Below are 1,313 nucleotides of genomic sequence, written 5' to 3' on the forward strand. Positions count from 1 at the left end.
GGTGGATTCCAGGGGTGGTTGCAACACGAGTGATCAATTGGCTTCGGTCAGGAGTTTAGTTAAGCGCTCGGCTGGGGTGTCCCAGCCGAGCGTTTTGCGTGGGCGGCGGTTGAGTTGGGTGGCGACGGCGGCGAGATGTTCGGGGGTGTGGACGGCGAGGTCGCTGCCTTTGGGGAAGTACTGGCGGAGCAGGCCGTTGGTGTTCTCGTTGCTGCCGCGTTGCCAGGGTGAGTGTGGGTCGCAGAAGTAGACCGGCATGCCGGTGGCCATGCTGAACTCGTGGTGGCGGCCCATCTCGACTCCTTGGTCCCAGGTCAGGGACCGTTTCAGGTGAGTGGGCAGGGTTCGCATGGTGGCGATGAGGCCGTCCCGGAGGGTTGCGGCGTCGTGGCGTCCGGGCAGGTGGACCAGCAGCACGTAGCGGGTGGTGCGCTCGACCAGAGTGCCGATCGCGGACGTCCCGCCACCACCGATGATCAGGTCGCCTTCCCAGTGGCCGGGCACGGCGCGGTCAGCGGCCTCGGCCGGGCGGTCGCTGATCATCACCATCGGGGCGGTGAACCGGGGCTGGCGCTGCTCGCCGGTCCGGCGGGGTTTACGCACGGTGCGGCCGGTGCGCAGCGCCCGGCCAGTTCACGGCGCAGCTCTCCGCGCCCCTGGACGTATAACGCTTGGTAGATCGTCTCGTGGGTCACGTGCAGCTCCGGCCGGTCGGGGTGGTCCCGGCGCAGCCGGTGGGCGATCTGCTCCGGGCTGCACCGGTCGTCCAGCATGCCCTGCACCAGGTCCCGCAGCCCGGGACTGGCCGCGATCTTGCCGGTCTTTGGCCGGGCACGACGCGCCTCGGCACGAGCCTGGGCGGCATACGGCCGATAGTCACCACTGGCGGGATGACTGTTACGGGCCAACTCCCGGCTGATCGTGCCGGGATCACGGCCCAGCTCGCCAGCGATGGCCCGCACACCGGCCCCTGCCCGCCGCAGGTCGGCGATCACCAGCCGCTCCTCCTGCGACAGAAACCGGGACGAAACCCCGGGCCGGGCAGGAGGCAGACGCGCCGACGGGACGGAAGACGTCTCGGTCTTCCGCCCCGCCACGCTTGCCCGACCACATCGCCACCGATACCCGGTCGCGCGGTTGATCCCGACCATCCGGCACGCCTCGACCGTCCCTACACCCCGCGCCACAAGATCAAGATAAGCCTGACGCTCGGCAAGCAACTTCTTACGACCCTGAGGCGACCGGCCCTCGCGGATCTCGAACACCACAACCCCTGAACAAATCAGGTGTTGCAACCACCCCTAGAACCCAAG

At 68.5% G+C, this 1,313-nt stretch carries 1 pseudogene; it reads right to left on the reverse strand.

The window, feature by feature from the left end:
- Positions 1-33: 33 nt before the first annotated feature.
- Positions 34-1,151, reverse strand: a pseudogene (locus tag MOQ72_RS44100) (IS30 family transposase).
- Positions 1,152-1,313: the final 162 nt, after the last annotated feature.

It is taken from the genome of Saccharopolyspora soli, assembly GCF_022678645.1.
Classification (GTDB): Bacteria; Actinomycetota; Actinomycetes; order Mycobacteriales; family Pseudonocardiaceae; genus Saccharopolyspora; species Saccharopolyspora soli.